Annotated in this window: 2 protein-coding genes; one reads left to right on the plus strand and one right to left on the minus strand. The window is 73.2% G+C overall.

From position 1 onward, the window contains the following. Positions 1 to 428 (minus strand): HXXEE domain-containing protein (locus NWP09_RS12395; protein WP_258275807.1); only part of this gene is annotated, 428 nt, incomplete at its 3' end. 99 nt (positions 429 to 527) lie between these two features. Here NWP09_RS12395 and NWP09_RS12400 point away from each other — a divergent pair. Further along, the gene (locus tag NWP09_RS12400) at positions 528 to 2,375 is read left to right on the plus strand and encodes an ABC transporter ATP-binding protein (RefSeq protein ID WP_258275808.1); all 1,848 of its coding nucleotides are present in this window, start codon (positions 528 to 530) and stop codon (positions 2,373 to 2,375) included. Positions 2,376 to 2,520: the final 145 nt, after the last annotated feature.

Raw genomic sequence — 2,520 nt, forward strand, 5'->3', positions numbered from 1 at the left:
GTCTCGGAGTTTTGTATAAGAGACAGCCGCAGCAGCTCCCCCGCCGCCGCGATCGAGAAGCCCGCCACGAGCACCGGGGTCGTCGCGAGCCCCGGCGTGTAGGCGCGCCCAACGACCGCCGAGCCCACGTGCGTGATCGCGTGCAGCCCGTAGCCGAGCAGCGCGCCCTGGAACAGCGCGCTCCGCCCGCGCGTCCGCGCGCCCTCCGCCGCCGCCGCCGCGAACGGCAGCCCCACGAGCCCGATCGCCGTCCACACCTCCGCGGGCGAGCGCCGCACGACCCGGCCGACCGCGGCGAGGCCGCGCCGGTCGAGGCCGTCGGCGACGCGCGCGGTCCAGCCGGGCATCGTGAGCCCCTCCTCGAGGTCGTGGAGCGCCCACGCGCCCAGCAGCCCCCATGTCGCCCAGCGGGCCGGCGCATCCGTCATGCCCTGAGCGTGCCGCGGCAAGGTGTCGCGCGGGTGAACGGCGCCCGAGCCGGCGTGGCGGGCGCGCGGGGTGCGAGCGGCTAGCGTGAAGCCATGAGCATGGGCATGGGCGGTCGGGGCGGTCGCGTCGCCATGCGCGACGAGTCGGCCCAGCGCGCCGCCAACGCGAGCGCGCCCCGCGTGCCCGACCTGGGCCGGCGCATCCTGCGCCTCTTCGCGCCGCACCGCGCGCAGATCGCCCTCACGATCGCGCTCGTGCTCATCGTCGCGACGATCGCGGTGTTCCCGCCGCTGCTGACCCAGCGGGTGTTCGACGAGGCGCTCTTCCCGCCCGAGGGCGGCCCCGACCTGCAGCTGCTGTGGACGCTCGTGCTCACGATGGTCGCGCTGTGGGTCGCGTCGAACCTGCTCGGCATCTGGCAGACGCTCATCACCTCGAAGGTCGGCAACCGGGTGATGGGCCAGCTGCGCGTGTCGCTGTTCGAGAAGCTGCAGCGCATGGAGCTCGCGTTCTTCACGCGCACGAAGACCGGGGTCATCCAGTCGCGGCTGCAGAACGACGTCGGCGGGGTCGCGAACGTGCTGTCGAACACCGTCTCGTCGGTCGTCGGCAACACCGTCACCGTGATCGCGAGCCTCGTCGCGATGCTCATCCTGTCGTGGCAGCTGACGATCCTCGCGGTGCTGCTCACGCCCGTGCTCGTGCTGCTGCAGCGGCGCGTCGGGCAGGTGCGCGCGCGCATCGCGACGCAGACGCAGGAGTCGCTCAGCGAGATGACCGCCATCACGCAGGAGGCGCTGTCGGTCTCGGGCATCCTGCTCGCGAAGGCGTTCGGCAGGCAGAGCGACGAGTCGCGCCGCTACGAGGCCGAGAACGACCGCCAGGTCGGGCTGCAGGTGCGGCTCACGATGAGCGGCCAGACGTTCTTCGCGCTCGTGTCGATCTTCATCTCGGTGCTGCCCGCGGTCGTCTACGTGCTCGCCGGCTACCTCATCGTGGGCGGCGACACGGGCATCACCGCCGGCACGCTCGTCGCGTTCACGACCGTGCAGGCGCGGCTGCTCATGCCGCTCATGGGGCTGCTGCGCGTCGGGCTCGACCTGCAGACCTCGGGGGCGCTGTTCGCCCGCATCTTCGAGTACCTCGACCTCCAGCCGGCCATCGAGCCGCCCGCGGCGCCGAGGCCGCTCGAGCCGGCCCGCCTCGGCGAGGTCGAGTTCGACGACGTGCGCTTCCGCTACCCGGACGCGAAGGCAGACGAGCCGAACACGCTCGACGGCATCTCCTTCCGCCTCGAGCCCGGCACGTTCGCGGCGTTCGTGGGCCCCTCCGGCGCGGGCAAGACGACGATCGGCTACCTGCTCCCGCGCTTCCACGAGGTCACCGGGGGAGCGGTGCGCTTCGCCGGCACCGACGTGCGCGAGCTCGACCCCGCGGCGCTCACCGAGCACATCGGCATCGTGAGCCAGGAGCCGTACCTCTTCCACGCATCCATCGCCGAGAACCTGCGCTACGCGAAGCCCGACGCGACCGACGAGGAGCTCGACGCGGCCACGCGCGCCGCGAGCATCCACGACACGATCCACCGGTTCCCGGACGGCTACGACACGATCGTCGGCGAGCGCGGCTACCGGCTCTCGGGCGGCGAGAAGCAGCGCATCGCGATCGCGCGCGTGCTGCTGAAGGACCCGGAGGTGCTCGTGCTCGACGAGGCGACGAGCGCGCTCGACACCGTCTCCGAGCGCGTCGTGCAGGCCGCGCTCGACGTGGCCGCGCGCGGCCGCACGACCCTCGCGATCGCCCATCGGCTCTCGACGATCCGGCACGCCGACGTCATCTTCGTCATCGACGGCGGGCGCATCGTCGAGCAGGGCACGCACGACGAGCTGCTCGACGCGGGCGGCACCTACGCGACCCTCTTCGCGCAGCAGGCGGCGCACGCGTAGACCGGTGCCGGGCGCCGCGGCGCGGCGCCTCGGCGTCGCCGCGCTCCTGGATGCGCGCGGTCGCGGGCTGCCAGCAGGGGCGCTCGCGCCACGAGGCGTACCGCCGAGAACCTGCACGCGAGCGGCCGTCCCACGGGGGCACTAC

The sequence above is a fragment of the Agrococcus sp. HG114 genome, from assembly GCF_024723325.1.
In the GTDB taxonomy this organism is placed as follows: domain Bacteria; phylum Actinomycetota; class Actinomycetes; order Actinomycetales; family Microbacteriaceae; genus Agrococcus.

Bases quoted from the DNA above. Each gene is read 5' to 3' on its own strand.
- NWP09_RS12400 (WP_258275808.1), top strand. From the start codon at position 528: ATGGGCATGGGCGGTCGGGGCGGTCGCGTCGCCATGCGCGACGAGTCG.